At 72.7% G+C, this 20795-nt stretch carries 14 protein-coding genes; 10 read left to right on the top strand and 4 right to left on the bottom strand.

Annotated features, from left to right (window positions below; genetic code table 11):
• The first annotated feature begins 514 nt into the window (after positions 1–514).
• From ACLIN4_RS33710 to ACLIN4_RS33695, 4 genes are all read left to right on the top strand, one after another.
• Positions 515–2857, top strand: coding sequence for a beta-N-acetylglucosaminidase domain-containing protein (locus ACLIN4_RS33710; RefSeq protein ID WP_290012693.1), 2343 nt, complete (start codon positions 515–517; stop codon positions 2855–2857).
• Positions 2858–3460: 603 nt separating this feature from the next.
• Positions 3461–4693 (top strand): sensor histidine kinase, encoded by a 1233-nt coding sequence (locus ACLIN4_RS33705; RefSeq protein WP_107476332.1) that lies wholly within the window; start codon positions 3461–3463, stop codon positions 4691–4693.
• On the top strand, positions 4690–5364 hold the full coding sequence (locus tag ACLIN4_RS33700) for a response regulator (protein ID WP_100044335.1): 675 nt from the start codon (positions 4690–4692) through the stop codon (positions 5362–5364). The genes ACLIN4_RS33705 and ACLIN4_RS33700 overlap by 4 nt, the downstream gene beginning before the upstream one ends.
• Before the next feature lie 467 nt (positions 5365–5831).
• On the top strand, positions 5832–7136 hold the full coding sequence (locus ACLIN4_RS33695) for an MFS transporter (RefSeq protein ID WP_257101422.1): 1305 nt from the start codon (positions 5832–5834) through the stop codon (positions 7134–7136).
• A gap of 222 nt (positions 7137–7358) precedes the next feature.
• Here the strand turns inward: ACLIN4_RS33695 and ACLIN4_RS33690 are convergent, their stop codons facing one another.
• On the bottom strand, positions 7359–7754 hold the full coding sequence (locus ACLIN4_RS33690) for a RidA family protein (RefSeq protein ID WP_100044336.1): 396 nt from the start codon (positions 7752–7754) through the stop codon (positions 7359–7361).
• 130 nt (positions 7755–7884) lie between these two features.
• On the opposite strand from ACLIN4_RS33690, the gene ACLIN4_RS33685 reads away from it, so the two are divergent.
• The 3 genes from ACLIN4_RS33685 (at position 7885) to ACLIN4_RS33675 (ending at position 13143) form a co-directional block, all read left to right on the top strand.
• A complete protein-coding gene (locus ACLIN4_RS33685) occupies positions 7885–8856 on the top strand; it encodes a helix-turn-helix transcriptional regulator (RefSeq protein WP_289908294.1) in 972 nt (323 codons plus the stop codon).
• Between the two features lie 249 nt (positions 8857–9105).
• Positions 9106–10893 carry a beta-ketoacyl-[acyl-carrier-protein] synthase family protein gene (locus ACLIN4_RS33680; RefSeq protein ID WP_290012696.1) on the top strand — a complete coding sequence of 596 codons (1788 nt, stop codon included), beginning with the start codon at positions 9106–9108 and terminating at the stop codon, positions 10891–10893.
• Positions 10894–10983: 90 nt separating this feature from the next.
• A complete protein-coding gene (locus ACLIN4_RS33675; RefSeq protein WP_381939533.1) occupies positions 10984–13143 on the top strand; it encodes an acyltransferase family protein in 2160 nt (719 codons plus the stop codon).
• Positions 13144–13159: 16 nt separating this feature from the next.
• On the opposite strand, the gene ACLIN4_RS33670 is transcribed toward ACLIN4_RS33675, so the two are convergent.
• Both ACLIN4_RS33670 and ACLIN4_RS33665 read right to left on the bottom strand, forming a co-directional pair.
• On the bottom strand, positions 13160–14899 hold the full coding sequence (locus ACLIN4_RS33670) for a lysyl oxidase family protein (RefSeq protein ID WP_290012698.1): 1740 nt from the start codon (positions 14897–14899) through the stop codon (positions 13160–13162).
• Between the two features lie 209 nt (positions 14900–15108).
• Positions 15109–15750 carry a TetR/AcrR family transcriptional regulator gene (locus tag ACLIN4_RS33665; protein ID WP_381912017.1) on the bottom strand — a complete coding sequence of 214 codons (642 nt, stop codon included), beginning with the start codon at positions 15748–15750 and terminating at the stop codon, positions 15109–15111.
• Positions 15751–15930: 180 nt separating this feature from the next.
• On the opposite strand from ACLIN4_RS33665, the gene ACLIN4_RS33660 reads away from it, so the two are divergent.
• The 3 genes from ACLIN4_RS33660 (at position 15931) to ACLIN4_RS33650 (ending at position 19843) form a co-directional block, all read left to right on the top strand.
• Positions 15931–16881 (top strand): NAD(P)-dependent alcohol dehydrogenase, encoded by a 951-nt coding sequence (locus ACLIN4_RS33660; protein WP_100044363.1) that lies wholly within the window; start codon positions 15931–15933, stop codon positions 16879–16881.
• Between the two features lie 595 nt (positions 16882–17476).
• A complete protein-coding gene (locus ACLIN4_RS33655) occupies positions 17477–18778 on the top strand; it encodes a phytase (RefSeq protein WP_290012699.1) in 1302 nt (433 codons plus the stop codon).
• Positions 18779–18916: 138 nt separating this feature from the next.
• Positions 18917–19843 (top strand): NAD-dependent protein deacetylase, encoded by a 927-nt coding sequence (locus ACLIN4_RS33650; RefSeq protein WP_100044342.1) that lies wholly within the window; start codon positions 18917–18919, stop codon positions 19841–19843.
• 40 nt (positions 19844–19883) lie between these two features.
• On the opposite strand, the gene ACLIN4_RS33645 is transcribed toward ACLIN4_RS33650, so the two are convergent.
• Positions 19884–20693, bottom strand: coding sequence for an endonuclease/exonuclease/phosphatase family protein (locus tag ACLIN4_RS33645; RefSeq protein ID WP_382086087.1), 810 nt, complete (start codon positions 20691–20693; stop codon positions 19884–19886).
• Positions 20694–20795 lie beyond the last annotated feature (102 nt).

Below are 20795 nucleotides of genomic sequence, written 5' to 3'. Positions count from 1 at the left end.
CACCGGCCGCGGGCGGTCGTGCCGAAGTGGTGGCTCGAGCGGCAGCGGCGGCCGACCCCGTCGGGCGGGGCCGATCCGTGGTGGCCGGTGGCGGGACTCATGGTCCGGCCGGATCTCCCCGGTGCCGTCGGGCCCGGGGTGGCCGGGGTCGCTCGGTGATCCATGACGCTGCCGTGCGCGTACTCGCTCCAGCCCCGAAGGCCGGGTGGTGATCACCGCTTCCGGAGGGCCGCCACGACGTGACGCGCGGGAGCGGGCCGCTCCCTTCGCTGCGTCCGGAGCGGCCTGTGCGCGCCTCGAACGGCGCGCATGTGCTCGGCGATCGGCGTTGGCCAGAGTAAACGGAATGAACAAAGAGGTCTAGACCCCACACGTCTTACCTCTTGCGCCACCGATCCCCCATCATCCTTTAGGACAAGGGAACTTGTTGGTCCAGACCAAGCTTGGAGAGTCCATGCAAAGACGCGCGAGCACCATGACCACGGTCGGTCTCTGCTTCGCACTCGCAAGTACCATGGCACTCGAGACGCTGCCGGCCGCTGCCGCGGACCCCCACCCCAGCGCGGCATCCGCCGTGCCGACCGTCTCGCCGACCCCGCAGTCCCTCACCTCCGCAGGTGAGGACGCCGTCGTGACCGGCCGAGTGATCCTCGTGGCCGACGAGACCACCGACGCGGCCGCCCGGGACCGGCTCGTGAGGGAACTGAAGGCGCACGGCGCCGCACGGGTCGACGTCGTCGCCCCCGGAAAGGAACCCAGGGCCGCCGCCGGCCTGCTCACCGTGCGCCTGGGCCCGGGCACACGCCCCGACATCGCGGAGGCGCTCGGGAGCACGTCGGTGCCGGACCGTGCGGAGGGCTACGCCCTGCTGGCCACCGGAGCCGGAAAGGGCTCGCGGATCACGCTCGGCGGCAAGGACGCCGCCGGGCAGTTCTACGCCGTACAGACCCTGCGCCAGCTCTTCGTCCGCGCGAGCGGCACGACCTGGAAAGTGACGGGTGTGCGGGTGAGCGACTTCCCGTCGATGCCGCTGCGGGGCACCATCGAGGGTTTCTACGGGCAGCCGTGGACCCACGCCGAACGCCTCGACCAGATGGACTTCTACGGGGACGTCAAGGCGAACACGTACATCTATGCGCCCAAGGACGACCCCTACCACCGGGGCAAGTGGCGCGAGCCCTACCCGGCGGACAAGCTGGCCGAGTTGGGTGAGCTGGTGGACCGGGCCACGGCGAACCACGTGCGTTTCACCTTCGCCGTCTCCCCGGGGGAGTCGATCTGCTACTCCGACCCCGCCGACCGCAAGGCGCTCAAGGACAAGCTCCAGGCGCTGTACGACCTGGGGACCCGCGCCTTCTCCATCCCGCTCGACGACATCAACTACACCCGCTGGAACTGCGAGGCCGACCGGGCGGCGTACGGCGAACCGGGCGCGGGAGCCGCCGGCAAGGCGCAGGTCGACCTGCTCAACGACGTCCAGCGCACCTTCGTCGCCACGCACGAGGGCACGTGGCCGCTGCAGATGGTTCCCACCGAGTACTACAACAACACGGACTCGGCCTACAAGCAGGCCCTGCGCGGCACCCTGGACCCGGCGGTCGAGGTCCAGTGGACCGGCGTGGGCGTCGTGCCCACACAGATCACCGACGACGAGGCGGAGCAGGCTTCGAAGGTCTTCGGCCGCGACGTCTTCGTCTGGGACAACTACCCGGTCAACGACTTCGGCAACACCGCCGGGCGGCTGCTCCTCGCGCCGTACGCCAAGCGGGAGGCCGGCCTGTCCGAGCACCTGTCCGGCATCGTGGCCAACCCGATGAACCAGCCCTATGCCAGCAAGGTGGCCGTCTTCGGCACCGCGGACTTCACCTGGAACGACCGCGCCTACGACCCGGTGAAGAACTGGCGGAGCGCCATGGCCTACCTCGCGGGCGGCGACCGGAAGGCCACCGAGGCCCTGCTCGTCTTCGGCGACCTCGAACACATGGCGCCGACCTTCGGGGACACGCCCTGGCAGCCCCAGGCACCGGAACTCGCCCGCCGTGTGGCGGAGTTCTGGGCGTCGTGGGACGAAGGGGACCGTGCCGGAGCGGTCAGGTCCCTGCGCGCCTACGCGCGGACCGTGGAACGTGCGCCGGCCACCATCCGCGGCGGCCGGGTGGAGAAGGGGTTCACCGTCGACGCAGCCGCCTGGCTGGACGCCACCGAGCTGTGGGGCACGGCGACGGTGAGGATGCTCGACGCCCTCGCGGCCCGGCAGGCCGGCGACAAGGAGACCTCCGACCGGCTGCTGGCCGAGTCCGACGAACTGCAACGGCAGGCCCGCGCCGTACGGATCGATCCCCCGCGCAACTCCTGGGGCGCGGTCCAGCCCAAGGTCGGCGACGGCGTGCTCGACACGTTCCTCTTCGAGGCCGGCCTGCGGCTCCAGCTGTGGGACTCCGCGGGAGGCGCGGAGAACCTGGCCCTGAAGGGGACGGCCTCGGCCTCCAGCGTGGAGCAGGACCTCGACCGGCTGGCCCCGCGTCACGTCAACGACGGCCGGGTGGGCACCCGCTGGGCCTCGGGCTACTCGGACGACGAGTGGGTGCAGATCGAACTCGCCGCCCCGGCGAAGGTCGCGGCGGTGACCGTCGCCTGGGAGAGCGCGTGTGCGACGGAGTACACCGTCCAGACCTCCACGGACGGGGTGAACTGGGAGACGGTGTCCACGCAGCGCCCGGACGGCTGCGGGAACGACGTCGTCCGGCTCCCCGGTGACGAGGCCGTGAGCCACGTGCGTGTGCAGGGCGTCGAACGGAAGACGACCTGGGGCTACTCGATCCACGAGCTGGGGATCTTCGGAACTCCCGTCTCCTGACACCGCGCCCGGCCCCCGGACGGGGGCCGGACGCACACGGGAGAACGGCTGAGGTGAGCATGTACAGCCACACGCACGACGGTGCCAGGAATCCGGGGCGCAGGGCGCTGGCCGGGGCCATGGGAGCGGCCGCGGCCGGTCTCCTGCTCGCTCCTCGCGAGGCCGCCGCCTCGCCCGCCGCCGCGGGGTCGACGGCCGCCGCGATCGCGGGACTCCCCGTGCTCGCCGCGGGCGAGGACTGGCAACAGGTACCGTCGGCCACGCCGCCGGCGGCGGCAGATCCGGTCGGCTCGGGCTGCCGGCCTCCTCTCTCGGGCCCCCTGACGGCCCCGGTGGGCGACTGGCCCACCCCCTACCCGGGTATCACACCGGTTTGGCTCCCTGGTGTGACGCCCCGCACCGCACCGTCTCCCTACCGTCCTCGCTGTCAACCCGGACGAGACCGAGGGAGGCGGACGGATTGCACCCCCGTACACCTGCGGTACGAGGCCGACGCTCCCGCGGGCGACTGGACCCTGGCGGTCGCCTTCTGCCGTCAGGTCCCGCGACGCCTGCGCGAAGTGGGGGAACCGCCGCGCACACGTCGCACATAAGGTGGTGCCCATGACCTCAGTGGAGGAGGACCGTCCGCGCGCACTGCTCGCGGGCGCGTCCAGCCGGTGGGTGCGGCTGCTGCCGTGGGGCGTGGCGTTCGTGCTGTGCGTCGCCCTGCTGCCCACCACGATCCAGGTGCTCACCGCCGACTACGGCCTCAACGGCGGCGTGGCGAGCGCACTGGCCGTCGCGCAGTCGGCACCGCTGCTGCTCGCCGTCGTCCGCCCGCTGCGGGCCTGGTGCGTGATCTTCGCCGCGGACGCGGCCGGCGCGCTCGCCCTGCTCACCGTCGACTTCGAGGAGCGGCTGCTGTGGCCGTTCCCGCCCATGGAGATCGTCGGGTACATCGGCCTGTGCGTCGCCCTCGCCCTGCGCGAGCGGCGCCGGACGCTGCTGCTGGTGTGGCTGGCGACGGCGGGCGCGAACGCCGGCCTGGGGTTCGTCGCGCCCCACGGCACCGACGCCATGAGCCTGCTGCTGACCATCCTCAGCGGCGTCACGCTCCTGCTCGTCGCCGCGCTCCGCGAGCGGTACGAGGCGCAGCGCAGGCTGGCCGAGCAGGAGACGATCAGCGAGGCCGAGCGTGGCCGGCGGACCCTGCTGGAGGAACGCGCCCGTATCGCTCGCGAGTTGCACGACGTGGTGGCGCACCACATGTCCGTCATCACGGTGCAGGCGGACACGGCCGCGTACCGTCTCGACGGGCTGCCGCCGGACGTGCAGGAGGAGTTCACCTCCATCGCGGCGACCGCGCGGGAGTCCCTGGGCGAGATGCGCCGGCTCCTCGGCGTACTGCGGAACGAGGAGGCGCAGGGCGAGCTAGTGCCCCAGCCGGGTCTGACGCGGATCGGGCAGCTGGTGGAGGCTACGGTGCGGGCGGGCGTACCGGTGGAGTTCACCCCCTGCGACGCCGACGTGCCCGAGGCGGTGGGCCTGTCCGCGTACCGCATCGTCCAGGAGGCGCTGGCGAACGTCGTGCGGCACGCGCCGGGTGCCCCGACGCGGGTGTCGGTGTCGGAGTCCGCTTCCGAGGACGGTGCCCGGCTCATCGTCCTCGTCGTCAACGGGCCGCCGCCCGAGCCGTCCGCCGCGCCCTTCGAGGAGGGCGACACGGGGCACGGCCTCGTCGGCATGCGCGAGCGGGTACGGCTCGTCGGCGGCACCCTCGACACGGGACCGCTGCCGGACGGCGGTTTCCGGGTGGCCGCCCTGCTTCCCCTGACCGAGAAGGACCTCACGTGACCACACGCGTCATCATCGTCGACGACCAGGCCATGGTGCGGGCCGGCTTCGCCGCGCTGCTGGCCGCCCAGAGCGACATCGACGTCGTGGGCGAGGCCCCCGACGGTGCGCAGGGCGTCGAGCTGAGCCGCCGCACCCGTCCCGACGTGGTGCTGATGGACGTTCGCATGCCCGAGATGGACGGCCTCGAGGCCGCGCGCCGGCTCCTCTCGCCCCCGCCGGGAGTGACTCACCGGCCGCGCGTCCTGATGCTCACCACGTTCGACGTGGACGACTACGTCTACGAGGCGCTGCGGGCCGGAGCGAGCGGCTTTCTGCTGAAGGACGCGCCGCCGGCCGACCTCATCTCGGCGGTACGCGTGGTGGCCTCGGGCGACGCGCTGCTCGCGCCCTCCGTGACGCGCCGGCTCATCGCGGACTTCGCACGGCAACGTCCCGTCACCCGGGGCAAGCCCGCGCTGCGGCTCAAGGCCCTGACAGAACGCGAGACCGAGGTCCTCACCCTGGTGGCCCGCGGCCGGTCCAACGCGGAGATCGCGTCGACGCTGGTGCTGGCCGAGCAGACGGTGAAGACGCACGTGAGCCGCGTCCTCACCAAGCTCGACCTGCGCGACCGAGCCCAGGCGGTGGTCTTCGCGTACGAGTCGGGGCTGGTGGCCCCGGGCGAGTAGGACGGTCCCGACGCTCGCACGGTCCCGGCGCCGAGTCCCCGGTACGGCCGCCCCCCACCCTGTACGGCGGCAGCACCTCCCCATCGGCTCCCGGGTACGACGCCCGTAGGAAGCCGCGCACCCGCTGCCGGCCTGCCAGCGGCGCCTGCCTCGCCGGATGCCGCCCGGGACCGGCGAGAAAGGACGTTTCGCGGCTCGCCCGAAGGGGCTAGTGTTCGCGCAGCGAGTGACTCCCGAGGAGCGAAGACATGGTCGGTCGTCCCAGCACGCGTTGACGCCGAGGCCCTGAGCGGCCGGTCATCGCGTGCTGCCCTTGACGCGCGGCACAGCGAGCCCTTTTTCTTTCCCGCTGCCGGAGACGGTCGGTGCACTGCGCGCACCGCTCGTGCGCCGGTCGGCGGGTCTCGTCTTCGGCCGTCCGAGGGGTCCCCGTGCCGTCTTCTTCCTCCGTCGCACCCGGTTCCGATGTGCCCGTTCCGTCAAGCCTGTGGCGGGACGGCGACTTCCGCAGGCTCTGGGTGGGCCAGACGGCCTCCCAACTCGGTGAGCATGCGGCGCTGGTGGTTCTGCCGCTGTTCGCCGTCCTCGCACTCGACGCCGGTGCCGGCCAGTTGGGCGCCCTGCGCGCGGCGGGCCAGGCGCCGATCCTGCTGCTGTCGCTCTTCGCCGGGGCGTGCGTGGACAGGTGGCGGACCCGCACGCTGATGGTGCTGACGGACGCCGGTCGCGCCCTGGTTCTGGGCGCCGCCGCCGTGGCCGGCCTCCTCGGCGGCCTTGGCCTGTGGACGCTGTTCGTGCTGGCCTTCGCCGTCGGGGCCCTGTCCGTCTTCTTCGACGTGGCGTACCAGGCGTCTTCGGTACGGCTGCTGAGGCGTGACCAGTTGGTGCGGGGCAACAGCGCGCTCGAGGGCAGCCGGTCCGCCGCGCAGATCGGCGGTCCCGCCCTCGGCGGTGCGCTGGTGTCCTGGCTGTCGGCGCCGATCGCGGTCGCGACCAGTGCGGTGTTCTTCGCGCTGTCGTTCCTGTCCGTCCGACGGATCCGTCGCCGCGAATCCGTCCCGGAACGCTCGGAACACCCTCTCCGGGTCTGGCGCCGGATCCACGAGGGCCTGCGCTTCGTCGCCGGCGACACCTCGCTGCGGACCGTCTGCCTCGCCTCGGCCGCCTTCCAGTTCTCCTTCGCGGCGGTGATGACCGTCTATCTCCTGCACCTGCCACGGGAACTGCACCTGTCGGGCACCGCCGTCGGGCTGGCACTCGCGGCGACGGGCCCCGGCGCGCTCCTGGGCTCGCTGCTGGCCGCCCGCCTGCCGAACCGCTTCGGGTACGGCACCGTGCTCGTGTCCGCGGCAGCACTCGGTGACGGTGTGTTCCTGTGCGTGCCCGCGCTGCACGGCAGCTCCGCGGTGACGGTTCTCGCGCTCGTCGCGGTCAATCTCGTCTTCGGGGTCTTCAGCCAGCTGGTGAACGTCACGGTCATGGCCGTCCGGCAGACCCTCACCCCGGACGGGATGCAGGGCCGCGTGGCCGCGACGATCAACTTCGTCGGCATGGGGCTCGCCCCGCTGGGCTCGCTGCTCGGCGGCTGTCTCGCGCAGGTCTGGGGAACACGCACCGGTCTCCTGGTCGCAGCCGCGGGCATGCTGCTGTCGCCGGCGCTGATGGCCCTGTCCCCACTCGCCCGTCTGGGACGAACGCTTCCCGCTCCCCGGGAGGCACCGCCGGCCCAAGTCGGCGACGCCGCCGGCCGGGAGACCCTCGTCGACCCATGAGACCGCTGCGGTCGGGACACTGTCGAAGGCGGAGGCGTCCCGAGCCGGACCGGCCCGCTCGCGCTCCCGACCGTCGCGGCGGACCGTCTCCCTCCCGCGGGAGACGATGCCTCCGCTTCGACCGGGACCTGAGACGGGCTCCACACTCTCGACGAACCGATCCGGCCTCCGCCCTCCCCTGCCCGTTCACCGGCCCGGGCGGGCGGAGGCGGCGCGGTCGCGTCAAGCGACGGCGGTCCCCTCGAGCTCGACCAGCTGGCCGGGGATCGCCAGGCGTGTCACCCCGAGCATCGTGGTGGTCGGTGCCACCCCGGCGGCGCCCAGCCGCGACGCCAGCACTCCGTAGTGCGGGAACAGCAGATCGACGTCGGTGGTGTACACGTTGAGCCGGACGAGGTTGGCGAGGGACATGCCCGCCTCGTCGAGCACGGCCTCCAGATTGTCGAGGCTCAGCGCCAGCTGTGCGGCCATGTCGCCGTCGTGCTGGGGCCTGCCGTCGCCGTTCATCGCGGTCTGTCCGGAGCAGTACAGGGTCCGGGTGTGCCCGGACACGATCTCGCCCTGGTTGAATCCCATGTCCACCGACCACTTCACGGGGTTGACTGCCGTTCGTTCCACTGCCACATCTGCTCCGTTCGGTTTTGGGTACGTACGGTCGTCGGGGCGGTAGTCGCCGTCGTCGACCTCGGTGCACAAGCGTTGCGGGGAATCACGACACCCTTGGTCATGTAATCGATAGGGTTCTCGGATGCGCGCCGATCGGCTGGTGTCACTCGTGCTGCTGCTCCGTCAGCGCGGTCGGCTGACCGCGGACACGCTGGCCCGTGAGCTGGAGGTGTCCACCCGTACCGTCCTGCGCGACATCGAGGCGCTGTCCGCGGCCGGTGTCCCGGTCTACGCCGAACGCGGCCGGCACGGCGGGTTCGCACTGCTGCCCGGTTTCCGGACCGAGCTCACCGGACTCAACCGCGACGAGGCCCTTGCCCTGCTGACTGCCGGATCGGGGCGCGGCGAGCAGGTCTTCGGCCTCGGCTCGGCGCTCGCTTCGGCCATGCGCAAAATGGTTGACGCGCTGCCCGAACCCCACCGGGACACCGCGAGCGACGCGGCCCGTCGAATTCTCGTCGAGCCGGAGACCGACCTGCTCTCACGCCGTTCGGCCCCCGAGCCGATGTCCGACGCGGCGATGACCGAGATCCGGCGCGCGGTGTTCGCCGGCCACAAGCTGTGCCTCCACTACGCGGCCACGGGCCAGGAACCGCGGTGGCGCACGGTGGACCCGATCGGCCTGGTCACCGTTCGCGACCGGGGCTACTTGCTGGCCACGAGGGCCGGCGCGGACCGCACCTACCGGCTGACGCGCGTACTTGCCGCCCAGGAACTCCCCGAACCGGCGCAACGGCCCGACCGGGTCGACCTGGACCAGGTCTGGCGGGAACGCTGCGCGCGGTTCCTGTCCAGCGACCACATCGCCGTGTCGATACGGGTGGACCCGCAGCGGCGCGAGGAATTGCTGAGTACCGCGGTGGCCGTGCGCGCCGCGGAGTCCGACGCGGACGGCCGGCTGCGGCTGGAGGTCACGTTCCAGGATCTGCGGCACGCCGAGTGGGCACTGTGGCAGCTCGGCACGGACGCGGAGGCCCTGGCCCCGGCATCGTTGCGGACCGCTCTGCGTGAGCGGGCCGCCGCGATGGCCGCCCGCTACGGAGCGTCTTCCTGAAGGGCCCGCCCGCCCTCCACCCCAGTGATCGTCAGCTCTGCGGTGCGTGACGTTTCACACACAGCCATCTCGCTCTGCCAACTCCCCATCGCCGACGGCCTTTTGTCGGTGTGTCACGTGTCACCCGCCAGGTAGACGGGTACAAAACGGACATGTCCTGGGTTCAACAATAGCCGGTTCGCACTTCGTGCAGAACACTCATAAGCGCTACCAGTACGACAGTTCGGACCAAAGAGAGCATGCACTGACATGACCCACTCCCCCGAAACGCCTGAAGTACCGATACGCCCGTACACGGTCACCGCCGCCGAGGTCGTCCCCGGAGATCTGCTCGCCCTGTCCCACGAGGACGCGGCTCAGCACCGGTGGCACGTGGTCACGCACACGCAGCCCGCGTCCCCGGAGGTGATCCTGGTCGTGCTGCGGCCGCCGCTGGGCGGGGTGGACCACGAGGAGGAGCTGCGGCGCGAGCAGCGGGTGACCGTCGCCGGGCGGCGGCTCGACGTGGCCGCGGTACCGCTGGTGAGCTCGCCGGCCCTGGACGACGTCGAGTTCCGCGACGGGGACCGGATCACCCGCCTTCGCGCCGTCGACCCGCAGGCCGCGCACGTGACGTACGTACGCCGCTGGGGTGCCTGGCACCGGGACACCGAACAGGACGCCGACGGCGTGACCGACGCCGACGTGCGCCGGTGGGCCGCCGAGGCCGACCGGGAGGGCAACGTCGTACGGCACGACCCGCGCCCCGTACGGGAGGCCGAGGCGGCCGGAGTGCGGCGCGTCGTCGTCACCGGGCTCGGCGCCGTCACCCCGCTGGGCGTCGGTACCGGCGAGTTGTGGCGAGGTCTGCTCGAAGGGCGCCACGGCATAACGGAGTTGGCGGACGAGGAGTTCGACGGACTGCCGGTGCGGATCGCCGGGACCGTGCCGGTGGACCCGGCCGGGCTGCTGCCCCGGCAGGCCGCACGGCGGATGAACCGCGCCGCCCAGTTCGCCGTGCTGGCCGCCCGTGAGGCCTGGGCCGACGCCGGGTACGCGGACGGCGGTACCCGCGAGAGCGGCCTCGACCCGGAGCGGGTCGGCGTGAGCCTGGGCGCCATCCTCGGGGACGCGTCGGTGCTCGTCGGCGGGGACCGGAAGCTGCGGGAGAAGGGGCCGCGCGGTGTCTCCCCGCTCACCACTCCCATGACCGTCCCCTCGCAGGCCGCCTCGCAGGTCTCGCTCGACCTGCACATCACCGGCGAGGCCCGCACCGTCACCAGCGCGTGCGCCTCCGGCACCGAGGCGATCGGGCAGGCCGTCGACCGCATCCGGTACGGCCGGGTCGACGTGGCCCTCGCGGGCGGCGCCGAGGCGGTCGTCACGCCGGCGATCATGGCGTCCTTCGCCGCCATGCGCGCCCTGGCCGAGGGCGACCCGTCCGCGGGGTCGCCGTCCCGCCCGTTCGCCAAGGACCGTGACGGCTTCGTCAACTCCGAGGGCGCGGGGATACTCGTCCTGGAGTCCGAGGAGCACGCCCGCGCCCGCGGGGCGCACATCTACTGCGAGGCCGCCGGCTGGGGCCTGTCCGCCGACGCCCACCACGTCGCGGCCCCGGATCCGTCCGGCGACGGCATCGCGCTGGCGCTGCGGCGGGCGGTGCGGGACGCCGGCGGCCGGATCGAGGACGTCGTCCACGTCAACGCGCACGCCACCGCAACCGTCGACGGCGACCTCGCCGAGGCACGGGCGGTCCGTGGCGTGCTGGGGCGACGCGATGTGCCGGTCACCGCTCTCAAGGGTCACCTGGGGCATCTCCAGGGCGCCGCGGGCGGGGTCGAGGCCGTCGCCGCCGTACTCACCCTGCACCACGCGGTGGTGCCTCCCACGGTCGGTTGCACCGAAGTCGACGACGCCGTCGACCTGGACCTCGTCCGCGGCGGACCGCGGACCCTCCCGGCCGCGGGCGACCTGGTCCTGAGCAACTCCTTCGGCTTCGGAGGCCACAACGCGGTACTGGCTCTGCGCCGGGTGGGCCGACCGGCTGAGCAGGGGTGAACCGGGGGTGTCCCCCGATTGAATCCTCCCGGCTGACGCCAAGTCGGGGCACAACGGCGGAACCCCGCCCGGGGGCCGGACAGATCTTCCATGCCGAAGCATCTCAGCCGCCCCGAGGAGTCACCCCTGATGCCGAGCGTCATGTCCGCCGAGACACCTGCCGCCCCCGCCGCCGGCAGGTCGGCACCACCCGAGGGCCACGCCCTGCGGCTCGACATCCAGGGGCTGCGCGCGGTGGCCGTCGGGCTGGTGGTGGTCTCCCACAGCGGGGTGTCCCACGTCGGCGGCGGTTACGTCGGTGTCGACGTCTTCTTCGTGATCTCCGGCTTCCTCATCACCTCGCTGCTCCTGCGCGAACTGGCCGCCACCGGGCGGGTGTCGCTCCGTTCCTTCTACGCGCGTCGGGCCCTGCGGCTGCTCCCGGTGTCGTCCCTGGTCATCGCCGTCACACTGGGCGGGGCGTGGCTGTTCCTGTCGAAGGCCCGGCTCGCCGAGTACGCCGGTGACGCCCTCGCCGGCGCGCTCTACACGGTCAACTTCCGCCTGGCGGCGACCGGTACGGACTACCTCGCGCAGGACAGTCCGCCGTCGCCGTTCCAGCACTTCTGGTCGCTCGCCGTGGAAGAGCAGTTCTATCTGGTGTGGCCGCTGCTCCTGCTGCTCACCTGGCGGGTCGCCCGCGGCCGGCGCCGGCTGGTCGTGGCGCCGCTGGCGGTCCTGTGCCTGGGTTCCTTCGCGGCGGGCGTGCTCGTCACGAACTCCTCGGCTCCCTGGGCGTACTTCGGCTCGGTCACCCGCGCGTGGGAACTGGGCGCCGGCGCGCTCCTGGCACTGGCCGCCGCCCGGCCGGCCCGGCTGCCGGCCGCCGTCGCCGCCCCGCTGTCCTGGCTGGGCCTGGCCTGCGTCGCCCTGGCCGCGGTCCGGTACGACGACGCGACGCCCTTCCCCGGCCACCACGCGCTCGTGCCGGTCGTCGGCACGGTGCTCGTCCTGGCGGGCGGCGGCACGGCCACCCGGTACGGTGCCGGGTGGCTGCTCGAACGGCGACCGCTCGTGTGGATCGGCGGGCTCTCGTACGGCTGGTACCTGTGGCACTGGCCGCTGCTGGTCATAGTCCCGGCGGCACTGGGCCGCGCCGACGGCACCGCCGAAGTGCCGCTCGCCCTCGGGCTGTCCGCGGCGGCGCTGGGCCTGGCGTGGCTGACCCTCCGCCTCGTCGAGAACCCCGTCCGCCACCACCGGGCCTTCCGCGGGCGCCCCCGCCGTGCCCTGGCCCTCGGGGCCGCCCTGTCCGCGGGAGTCTCGGCGCTGTCCCTGACGGCGACGGCGGTCCCGCCGACGATAGAGGTCGGCGGCCCCGCCCCCGCGCTGGCACGGACCCTCGCCGACGCGCCGGCCCCGCGGACACGCCTCGGCGAACTCCTGGCGTCGTCCCCCACCGCCCTGCCCAGCAACCTCGCCCCGCCGCTGACCGAGGTGAAGTCGTCCCGCTCCGCGGTCTACCGGGACGGCTGCCACGTCGACCGTTCCGCCGTCCGCGTCACCCGCCCCTGCGTCTACGGCGACCGGACATCGTCCCGTACGGTCGTCCTCTTCGGGGACTCCCACGCGGCCCAGTGGTTCCCCGCCCTGCAACGGCTCGCCACCGCACGCGGATGGAGGCTGGTCTCGCTGACGAAGGCCTCCTGCAAGGTGGCCGACGTGACCATCGTCAGCGAACACGAGCCGTACACCGCCTGCGACACCTGGCGCTCCAACGCCGTGGCGCGGATCAAGACCCTGCGCCCGGCTCTGGTCGTGGTCTCCTCCTCGGACGCCGGCGACGCCGCCCGCCCGGCCGCCGACTCCCTGCACCAGTGGGCCTCCGGTTTCGAGAGGACCTTCCGGGAGCTCGGCACCTCCGGCGCCCGCGTCGCCGCGCTGCTCGACACGCCCTGGCCGTCGGGTGACCCGATCGACTGCACCGCCAGGAACTCGCTGCAACTGCGCGCCTGCGCCAACCACCTGCCGGGCGCGATCCGCGACGCCTCCCGTGGACTCGCCGTACGCACCGCCGCGGCCGAGACGGCCGCGACGGTCATCGATCCCACCCCCTGGCTCTGCGTCCCCCGCACCGGCATCTGTCCCGTGGTCGTCGCCGACACCGCCGTCTACCGCGACGGCAGTCACCTGTCGGAGGCGTACGCCGAGGCACTCGCCCCGGTGCTGGCTCCGTCGCTGGACCGCCTCGTGGACACGCCGCGTCGGTGACCTCCGCGGCGTCCGGTCAGCCGGCGTTCACCAGGTCGTGCGGCGGCACGGTCACCGTGCGCTTGCCCGGCTTGCCGCCGAGCACGATCTTGCGCAGGGCGCTGTTGTTGTCCAGGTCGGTCTCCTTCAGCCGCTTCTCCGGGTTGGCCAGCACCTGGATGTAGTACGTGCCGTTGGGAACGCCGGTGATGTCGAAGGACTGGCCCGGCAGGTCCTGGGAGTACGTGTCGCCGGAGCCGACGTCCAGCACCTCGCGGACGGAGATCGAGTTCTCCTCGCCGCAGGCGGTGGCCAGGTCGGTGTTGTACGGGTGCCAGTTGGCGTTCTTCACCGTGTAGTCGATCGCGTCGGTGTTGGCCAGGCAGAAGGCCTCCTTGCCGCTGCGCACGGCCTCCTTCTTGTCCGCCTTCAGCAGGCGGTAACTGGCGAAGTCGGTGAAGTGCCAGTGCATGTGGCCGGGGCGCGGGTCCCATTCCATGGTGCCGGTCGGGGTGTAGCCGACCTGCTTGCCCTCGGCGTCGTAGAAGTACTGGTAGGCGTCCATCTTGGCCTTGCCGGGCGACCGGAAGCCGTCCACCACCAGTTGGGCCGGCCCGGCGTTCCACACGTTGGCGCTGAAGGCCAGGTAGTCCTTGCCGGGGACGTCCTGTTCGCCGTCGCTGACGACGATGCCGTAGGCGGGCAGGGAGCGCAGGTCGGGCTTGGGCACGTCGGGCACGGAGGGTTTCCCGGCGGGTCGCTTCGACAGCGGCCGGAGCGCCGGGGCCCTGCGGGAGCCGTCGGTCTGGCCGCTCGCGTCACCGACCCGGGTGGAGCGCACGGCCTGTTCCTTCTTCAGCGCCCACGGCAGGGCCGGCGGCGCCGCCGTGAGCGGTCCGTGGCCCACGTTGTACGTGGGGCCGGCGCCGCTCGTCACCGGCGCGGCGGCCTGGGCGGGCGTCGGCGCGTGACCGGGTCCGTGGCCCGCGTGCGCGGTCGGCGCGTCGTGCGCCGCCCCGTGTCCGGCGTGCTCGCCGGCCGCGGCGGACCGGGACATCGGCTCGTCCTCGAAGCTGCGTTCCTCGACGGTCAGCTTCACCGTGGCCGGCTTGTCGGCGATGCCGAACAGGTCGCGGTACTTCTTGGCGATCTCGACCTTCGCGGTGTACGTGCCGGCCCCGAGCTGGACCGGCTCGGAGTAGGAACCCCCGTACGTGTTGGCGGCCCAGCCCTTCTCGACGCCCCACACGGAACCGAGGGTGAACGGGTTCGTGGGGCAGCTCTCCGGATACTTCGAGGTGGCGGGCGCGTCGGGGCGCACCCGCCCGCTGGCGTTGTTGGGGCAGAAGTCCTCGGCACGGCTGAGGACCTTCTTGCCGGCCTTGTCGGTGACGGTGATCCGCACGAAGCCGGGCAGGCCGGAGAAGTCCTTCACCGTGCCGCCGGGCAGCTTCTTCGCCTTGGCCGTGCCGCCCTCGTAGACGGTCTGGGTGATGGTCACCGGGTCCTTGTAGGACTTGCGGGTCACCTTCAGTTCCAGCGGCGTCCCCTCGGCGGTGAGGTAGGTGCCGAGGTCGAGGTGGACGCCCGGATCCTCCTTCCAGGAGGTGAGCGTGAGCGAGGTGGTCGCGGCGATGAGGCTCAGCCTGGGCTTCGTGGCCGCCTTCGCCGGCTCCGAGGCGGCGGCCACGAGGCCGGCCGTCACTGCCAGGGCGGCGACGATCGTGGTGCCGGCGAGCAGCGGGCGCCGCAGCCGGGTGGTGCGCGGTCTGGTCATCGTTCCCTCGTCCTCCGGGCCGACGCGGTGGAGGGCCCTTGCTGTGGTCGCGCTGTGAGAGGAACGCGCCGGATGCTCGGTTGTCCGCGGGACGGAGGACGGCGGCATGTTGGCCGGATGAATGCCGTTACGGAGGAAATCGGGCCGTTGTCACGAAATGGGGCCACCTCGGGGCGGGAGTTCTGCTAATGGGTGCGGCGCCGGACCGCCTACGACGCAGGGGCGTGCAGATGTGCGAGGTCGAGGCCGGTCGGCGGCGGCAGTGGCGCCCGTTCGGTGCCGGCCCGGAACGCGTCGAGGAGCAGGGCGACGAGCCGCCTGGAGGCGGCCTCGGGATCGGGGGTGCCGGTCAGCGCGCTGTTGGCGAGCAGCAGCACGGTGATGTCGGACGGGTGGAAGTCCGGGCGCAACTGCCCGGCGCTCTGTGCCCGTCGCACGAGGGCCGCGAAGCCGCGCTCTCCGTCCAGCCGGCGGCGGGAGTGGTCCGCGGCTGTCTCGGGGAAGGCGTCGAGGAAGGCGGTGGTGAAGCCCCGTTCGGCGGCCTGCAGGGAGCAGATCTTCTCGATCACGTGGCAGAAGCCGCGCCACGGGTCGGGGTCGTCCAGTGCCTCGTCGAGCGCGGCCGTGCAGGCCTCCACCTGCTCGGCGAACACCTCCCGGATGAGGTCGTCACGGGTGGGGAAGCGCCGGTAGAGCGTGGCGACGCCCACTGACGCCCTGCGGGCGATGGCCGACATCGGTGCCTGAACGCCGTGCCGGGTGAAGACCTCGCGGGCGGCGTCGAGGATCTGCTGCCGGTTGCGCCGGGCGTCGGCGCGCAACCGAGAGGATTTCTCGTCGATCCTTCTCACCTCCGGGCCAAGTGGACGATGGCGTCCACTTGGCATCGTACGTTCGAGACGAGAACCACGACGAACGAGATCGACGGCGAACGTGCCACGACGAACGACATCGACGGCGAACGTGCCACGACGAACGAGATCGACGGCGAACGTGCCGCGACGAACGGGGTGCAGACAGTGTCCGAGACCATGCGAGCCGCCATGCACGACCGCTTCGGCGGCCCCGAGGTGCTGTACGTGGGGACGGCGCCGAAGCCCGCCCCGGGACCCGGCGAGGTGCTGGTGCGGGTGCGGGCGACCAGCGTCAACGGTGGTGAGCTGCTGGCCCGAGCGGGCCGAGTGCGGCTCGTGTCGGGACGGAAGTTCCCCCAGCGCACGGGTCTCGACTTCGCCGGCGAGGTCGTCGCGCTCGGCCCGGCCGCGACCGGTCCCGCCGTGGGCGACCGCGTCTGGGGCATCATGCCCCGTACCTCCGGATTCGGCAGCGCGGCCGAGTACGTCGCGGTCCGCCCGCGCCAGCTGGGGCGGATCCCGAAGGGGCTCGACGCCGTCGAGGCGGCCGCGCTCCCCGCGGGCACCACGGCGATCACGGCGCTGCGCGACAAGGCACGGCTGCGCCCCGGCGAGCGCCTTCTCGTGCGTGGCGCGGCGGGCGGCGTGGGCCATGTCGCCGTCCAGCTGGGCAAGGCGCTGGGGGCGCACGTCACCGGGCTGGCCCGTGCGGACAACCTCGGCCTCGTCCGCGGCCTCGGCGCCGACGAGGCCTACGACTACCGCGCCACCGGCCCGGCCGACCTCGGCCGGTACGACGTGGTTCTCGACACCGTGGGCAAGGACCTCGCGGCCCACCGGCGGCTGCTCGGACCCGCCGGCCGCATGGTGACGATCGCCTTCGACCTGGATCGCCCGGTCGCCTCCCTCGGCTACCTGCTGGCCAGTACCGTGCACGGCCGCCGCCGGGTGCGCTTCTTCAGCGGCAATCCGAGGACCGCGCTCTTCAACGACCTCGCCGCCTACGTGGCGGACGGCGCGATCCGTCCGGTCGTGGACACCGTGTTCCCGCTCGAGGAGATCGGCGCGGCCCATCGGGCGCTCGAAGCGGGCGGAGTGCGGGGCAAGTTCGTCGTACGGGTCGACTGACGGCCCGAGTTCGGACCGGGTGGCCGGCGGGCGGGGTCGGACCACGTCGGCGGCGGCGGTGCCGGTGTGTCACGCCGATCTCAGGAGGTTGTTGTAGAGGCGCCTGAGGTGTTTGGCCACCGGGCACTTCGCACCGTCCGCCTCGCATTGACGGCAGGTTTGAAGGTGGTGTTCGTAGTCCTCGCGCGCCTGCTCGAGTCGGTCGTACGACGGGTTCATCCGGCTGCTTCCTGTCGGTCGTCCGGGCACCCGGGATCACGGGCGCACGGGGAGGGGTGAGCTACCTCAGTGGTCGGGTGAGGTGCGGAGATCAACTTTGATCTTGTTACTTGGAGTAGAGCAAGCCGAGCCGGGGCATCGTGCCCGCGCGGACCGGCCGGCAGTGCTTCCCGGACGGACCTATCGCGCACCGGGTACGGGAGGCGGCGCCGTTCACCCCGTGGTCGCTCTTCCGTCGCCGCCGAGTGGCCGGCGCGACGCCTGTCCTCCGCCTCCTCTCGTGAACATGTCACATCGGCCCAGTGGTGGGAGCGCCGCGGCCCCGTCGGCGGATGTACGCCGGCTGCGCCCCGCTCCCTGACGAAGGAGACCGTTCGTGCACGCGTTCACAAGACGTCGTTCCGGTGCCGTCGCGTCGGCGGCGACCCTGGCATTCGCCGCCGTGGTCGCGGCCGTACCCCCGGCGGGTGCCGCCGCGCCGCCCGAGGTCGGCCCCCGGGCCGAGACCCCGGCGATGTTCGACGACGACGAGGGCGGGAACGCCAACGCCGACGACCCCGCGATCTGGCGCAACGCGGCCGATCCGGACGCCAGCCTCGTCATCGCCACGGCCAAGGAGGGCGGTCTGCGGGTCTACGACCTCGACGCCCGGGAGGTGCAGTCGATACCCGCGCCCGCGGCGCCCGGACCGGACCACGCCCCTGGCCGCTTCAACAACGTCGACCTGGTGCACGGCATGCCCCTGGGCTCCGGCGCAGCGGACCTGGCCGTGGTCAGCGACCGCGGCAGCGACAGGCTGCGCGTCTACCGTGTCGACGGCGACCGGCCCGGCGCCCCGCTCACCGACGTCACGGACGCCTCCGCCCCGTGGATCTTCTCCGGCTCCCAGGAGGAGGTCGACGAGGAGAGCACCGCGTACGGCCTGGCGACGTACACCGACGCCGCCACCGGCAAGTCCTACGCCCTCGTCAGCCAGAACGCCACGACCCGGGTCGCGCTGCTGGAGCTGACCGCGACCCGGAGCGGCACGGTCTCCTACCGGAAGGTCCGCACCCTGGACCTGCCCGCCGCGTTCACGATGCCCGACGGCTCGAAGTGGTCTCCCTGCGGCGAACCCGGAGAAGGGCCGCAGGTCGAGGGCATGGTCGTCGACCCGGAGACGGGCACGCTCTTCGCCGGTCAGGAGGACGTCGGCATCTGGCGCCTGCCGGCCGACCTGCGGGGCAGGCCCGTCCTGCAGGACAAGGTCCGCGAGTACGGCGTTCCCGCCCGGTACGACGAACCGTCCGACGAGTGCGTGGCGGGCGAGGACCCCGGCTTCGGGGGCGACCGCGTGTCCGCGGACGTCGAGGGTCTGACCCTGCTGAAGCAGGACGACGGGGACGGCTACCTCCTCGCCTCCAGCCAGGGCGACGACACCTTCGTCGCCTACGACCGGGAGCGGTCCGACGGCCACGAGTACGAGGGCGGCTTCCGGGTGACCGCGGCGTCCGAGGCGCTGGACGGCTCCGAGGAGTGCGACGGCGCGGACGTGCTCGCCGAACCGCTCGGCGCCAAGTACCCGAACGGCCTGCTCGTCGTCCAGGACGGCCACATGGCCCCGGAGGACGGCGAGCGGGAGGCGACGGGCTTCAAGTTCGTCGACCTCGCCGACGTCCTGGAAGCCCTCGACGACTGACGCGTGTGCGGCGGCCCGGAGCCGGGTCGCCGCACACGGCACCCCATGACGCCGATCACCGGGGCGTCCCGGCACACCGGTGACCGTCGCAGCAACCGTCGGCCCTGCCTCGGGCGCCCCGTTCCGTACCCTTGCCGCATGCGCATGCGCCCCACTCTGAGCTGGACCCCCGCCGAGGACCTGCCGCCGGGCACCACCGACCTCCAGCCGGTCGCCGACGCCCTGGCAGCCGGCGGTGTGCTCGTGCTCAGCGGGGCCGGGATCTCGACGGAGTCCGGCATTCCCGACTACCGGGGGGAGGGCGGGAGCCTGAGCCGGCACACCCCGATGACCTACCAGGACTTCACCGCCGGTGCCCCGGCCCGGCGCCGGTACTGGGCGCGCAGCCACCTCGGCTGGCGCACCTTCGGCCGCGCCCGTCCCAACGCGGGGCACCGGGCCGTTGCCGCGTTCGGACGGCGCGGCCTGCTCGCGGGTGTGATCACCCAGAACGTCGACGGCCTGCACCAGGCCGCCGGCAGCGAGGACGTCGTGGAACTCCACGGAAGCCTGGACCGGGTCGTCTGCCTCTCCTGCGGCGCCTTCAGCCCGCGTCGTGAACTCGCCCGGCGGCTCGAGGAGGCCAATCCGGGCTTCGATCCGGTGGCCGCGGGCATCAACCCGGACGGTGACGCGGACCTCACCGACGAGCAGGTCGGGGACTTCCGGGTGGTGCCCTGCGCCATCTGCGGCGGCATCCTCAAACCGGACGTCGTCTTCTTCGGGGAGAACGTCCCGCCGCGGCGCGTCGAGCACTGCCGCGCGCTGGTGCGGGAGGCCACCTCGCTGCTGGTGCTGGGATCGTCGCTGACGGTGATGTCCGGCCTGCGTTTCGTCCGCCAGGCCGCCGAGGCCGACAAGCCGGTGCTGATCGTCAACCGGGACCCGACCCGGGGCGACCGACACGCCCTCGCCCGGGTATCGGTCCCCCTCGGAGCGGCCCTCACCGGCGTGGCGGACCGGCTGGGCATCCCGGTCGGCGACGACGGACCGGGCCGTCCGGCGGCGGCCCCGCCCACCTCATAGGGCCGGAACGGTCACCGGGCCCGCGCTCGGATGCGCTCCCTCACGCGCTCCGAGCCGGGTCCACATCCGTGTGCAGCAGATGGTGGTCCGAGTACGGGGTGGGGTGCACGCGCTGTTCCACGGAGCCGAGGCCGCGCAGGAAGACGTAGTCGAACCGGCTGTTCCAGTCGGTGGTCGGCTCGCACGTGGCACCGGGGGTCGGAAGGCACTCGGCGTCCGAGCCCGCGGCCAGTTCCCACAGCGGGGAGAGCTCGGGAGCGTCCGGCACGGCGTTGAAGTCGCCCAGTACGATCGCGCGCTCGTGGCGGGCGACGGCCGCGGCGAGCACTCCGGTCTGGTGTGCCCGTACCGGCTGCTGACGCCGGTGGGCCAGGTGGGTGTTGAAGACCCGCACCGTGTGGCCGCCCACCACGGTGGTGACCGCCATGTACCCACGGTCCTCGGAACCGCCGTCGGGGTACTCCACGCTCACGCGGTCGGTCATCGGTGACGCGGACAGGATCGCCTGCCCGAAGGCGCCCGGGTTCCACGGTGTGCCCCCGCAACGGCTCCGCTTCCGGAGCACCGTCCCGTACTCGACGTGGTAGACCAGCCCGTAGAGGCTCGCCAGGTAGGCCCGGATCTGCTCGACGTCCCGCACGCACGCTTCCTGGAGGCCGATGACCTGAGGCGCGCGGGTGGCGATGTCCGCGGCCCGGTCGACGTTGCTCACCTCGCAGGGGTTGCAGATGTTCCACGTCATGACCCGGTTCGGTACGACGTCGTCGGCGGCGCCGGCGGGCAGCGGTCTGGCGAAGAGGGCACCGACCGGGGCGCTGGGGCCGAGGAGCACGAGACAGGCCACGGTCATGGCCCCCGCGAGCAACCGCGTCCCCTTCGCGAACACCGCCCGCCCCCTTCGCTGTGGCCACACCTGGCATCCGACGTGTGCACGCACGAGACTACGGGACCG

Origin of the sequence: Streptomyces mutabilis (genome assembly GCF_046628145.1) — a bacterium.
Classification (GTDB): domain Bacteria; phylum Actinomycetota; class Actinomycetes; order Streptomycetales; family Streptomycetaceae; genus Streptomyces; species Streptomyces mutabilis.
The sequence above is the reverse complement of the archived record's forward strand: the minus strand, read 5'-3'. Positions and strand labels throughout refer to the sequence as shown.

Excerpts from the sequence above, each read along its gene's own strand:
- ACLIN4_RS33705 (WP_107476332.1), top strand. The coding sequence starts at position 3,461 with ATGACCTCAGTGGAGGAGGACCGTCCGCGCGCACTGCTCGCGGGCGCG.
- ACLIN4_RS33645 (WP_382086087.1), bottom strand. The coding sequence starts at position 20,693 with ATGACCGTGGCCTGTCTCGTGCTCCTCGGCCCCAGCGCCCCGGTCGGT.
- ACLIN4_RS33670 (WP_290012698.1), bottom strand. The coding sequence starts at position 14,899 with ATGACCAGACCGCGCACCACCCGGCTGCGGCGCCCGCTGCTCGCCGGC.
- ACLIN4_RS33660 (WP_100044363.1), top strand. The coding sequence starts at position 15,931 with ATGCGAGCCGCCATGCACGACCGCTTCGGCGGCCCCGAGGTGCTGTAC.
- ACLIN4_RS33650 (WP_100044342.1), top strand. The coding sequence starts at position 18,917 with ATGCGCATGCGCCCCACTCTGAGCTGGACCCCCGCCGAGGACCTGCCG.
- ACLIN4_RS33675 (WP_381939533.1), top strand. The coding sequence starts at position 10,984 with ATGCCGAAGCATCTCAGCCGCCCCGAGGAGTCACCCCTGATGCCGAGC.
- ACLIN4_RS33680 (WP_290012696.1), top strand. The coding sequence starts at position 9,106 with ATGACCCACTCCCCCGAAACGCCTGAAGTACCGATACGCCCGTACACG.
- ACLIN4_RS33710 (WP_290012693.1), top strand. The coding sequence starts at position 515 with ATGGCACTCGAGACGCTGCCGGCCGCTGCCGCGGACCCCCACCCCAGC.
- ACLIN4_RS33685 (WP_289908294.1), top strand. The coding sequence starts at position 7,885 with ATGCGCGCCGATCGGCTGGTGTCACTCGTGCTGCTGCTCCGTCAGCGC.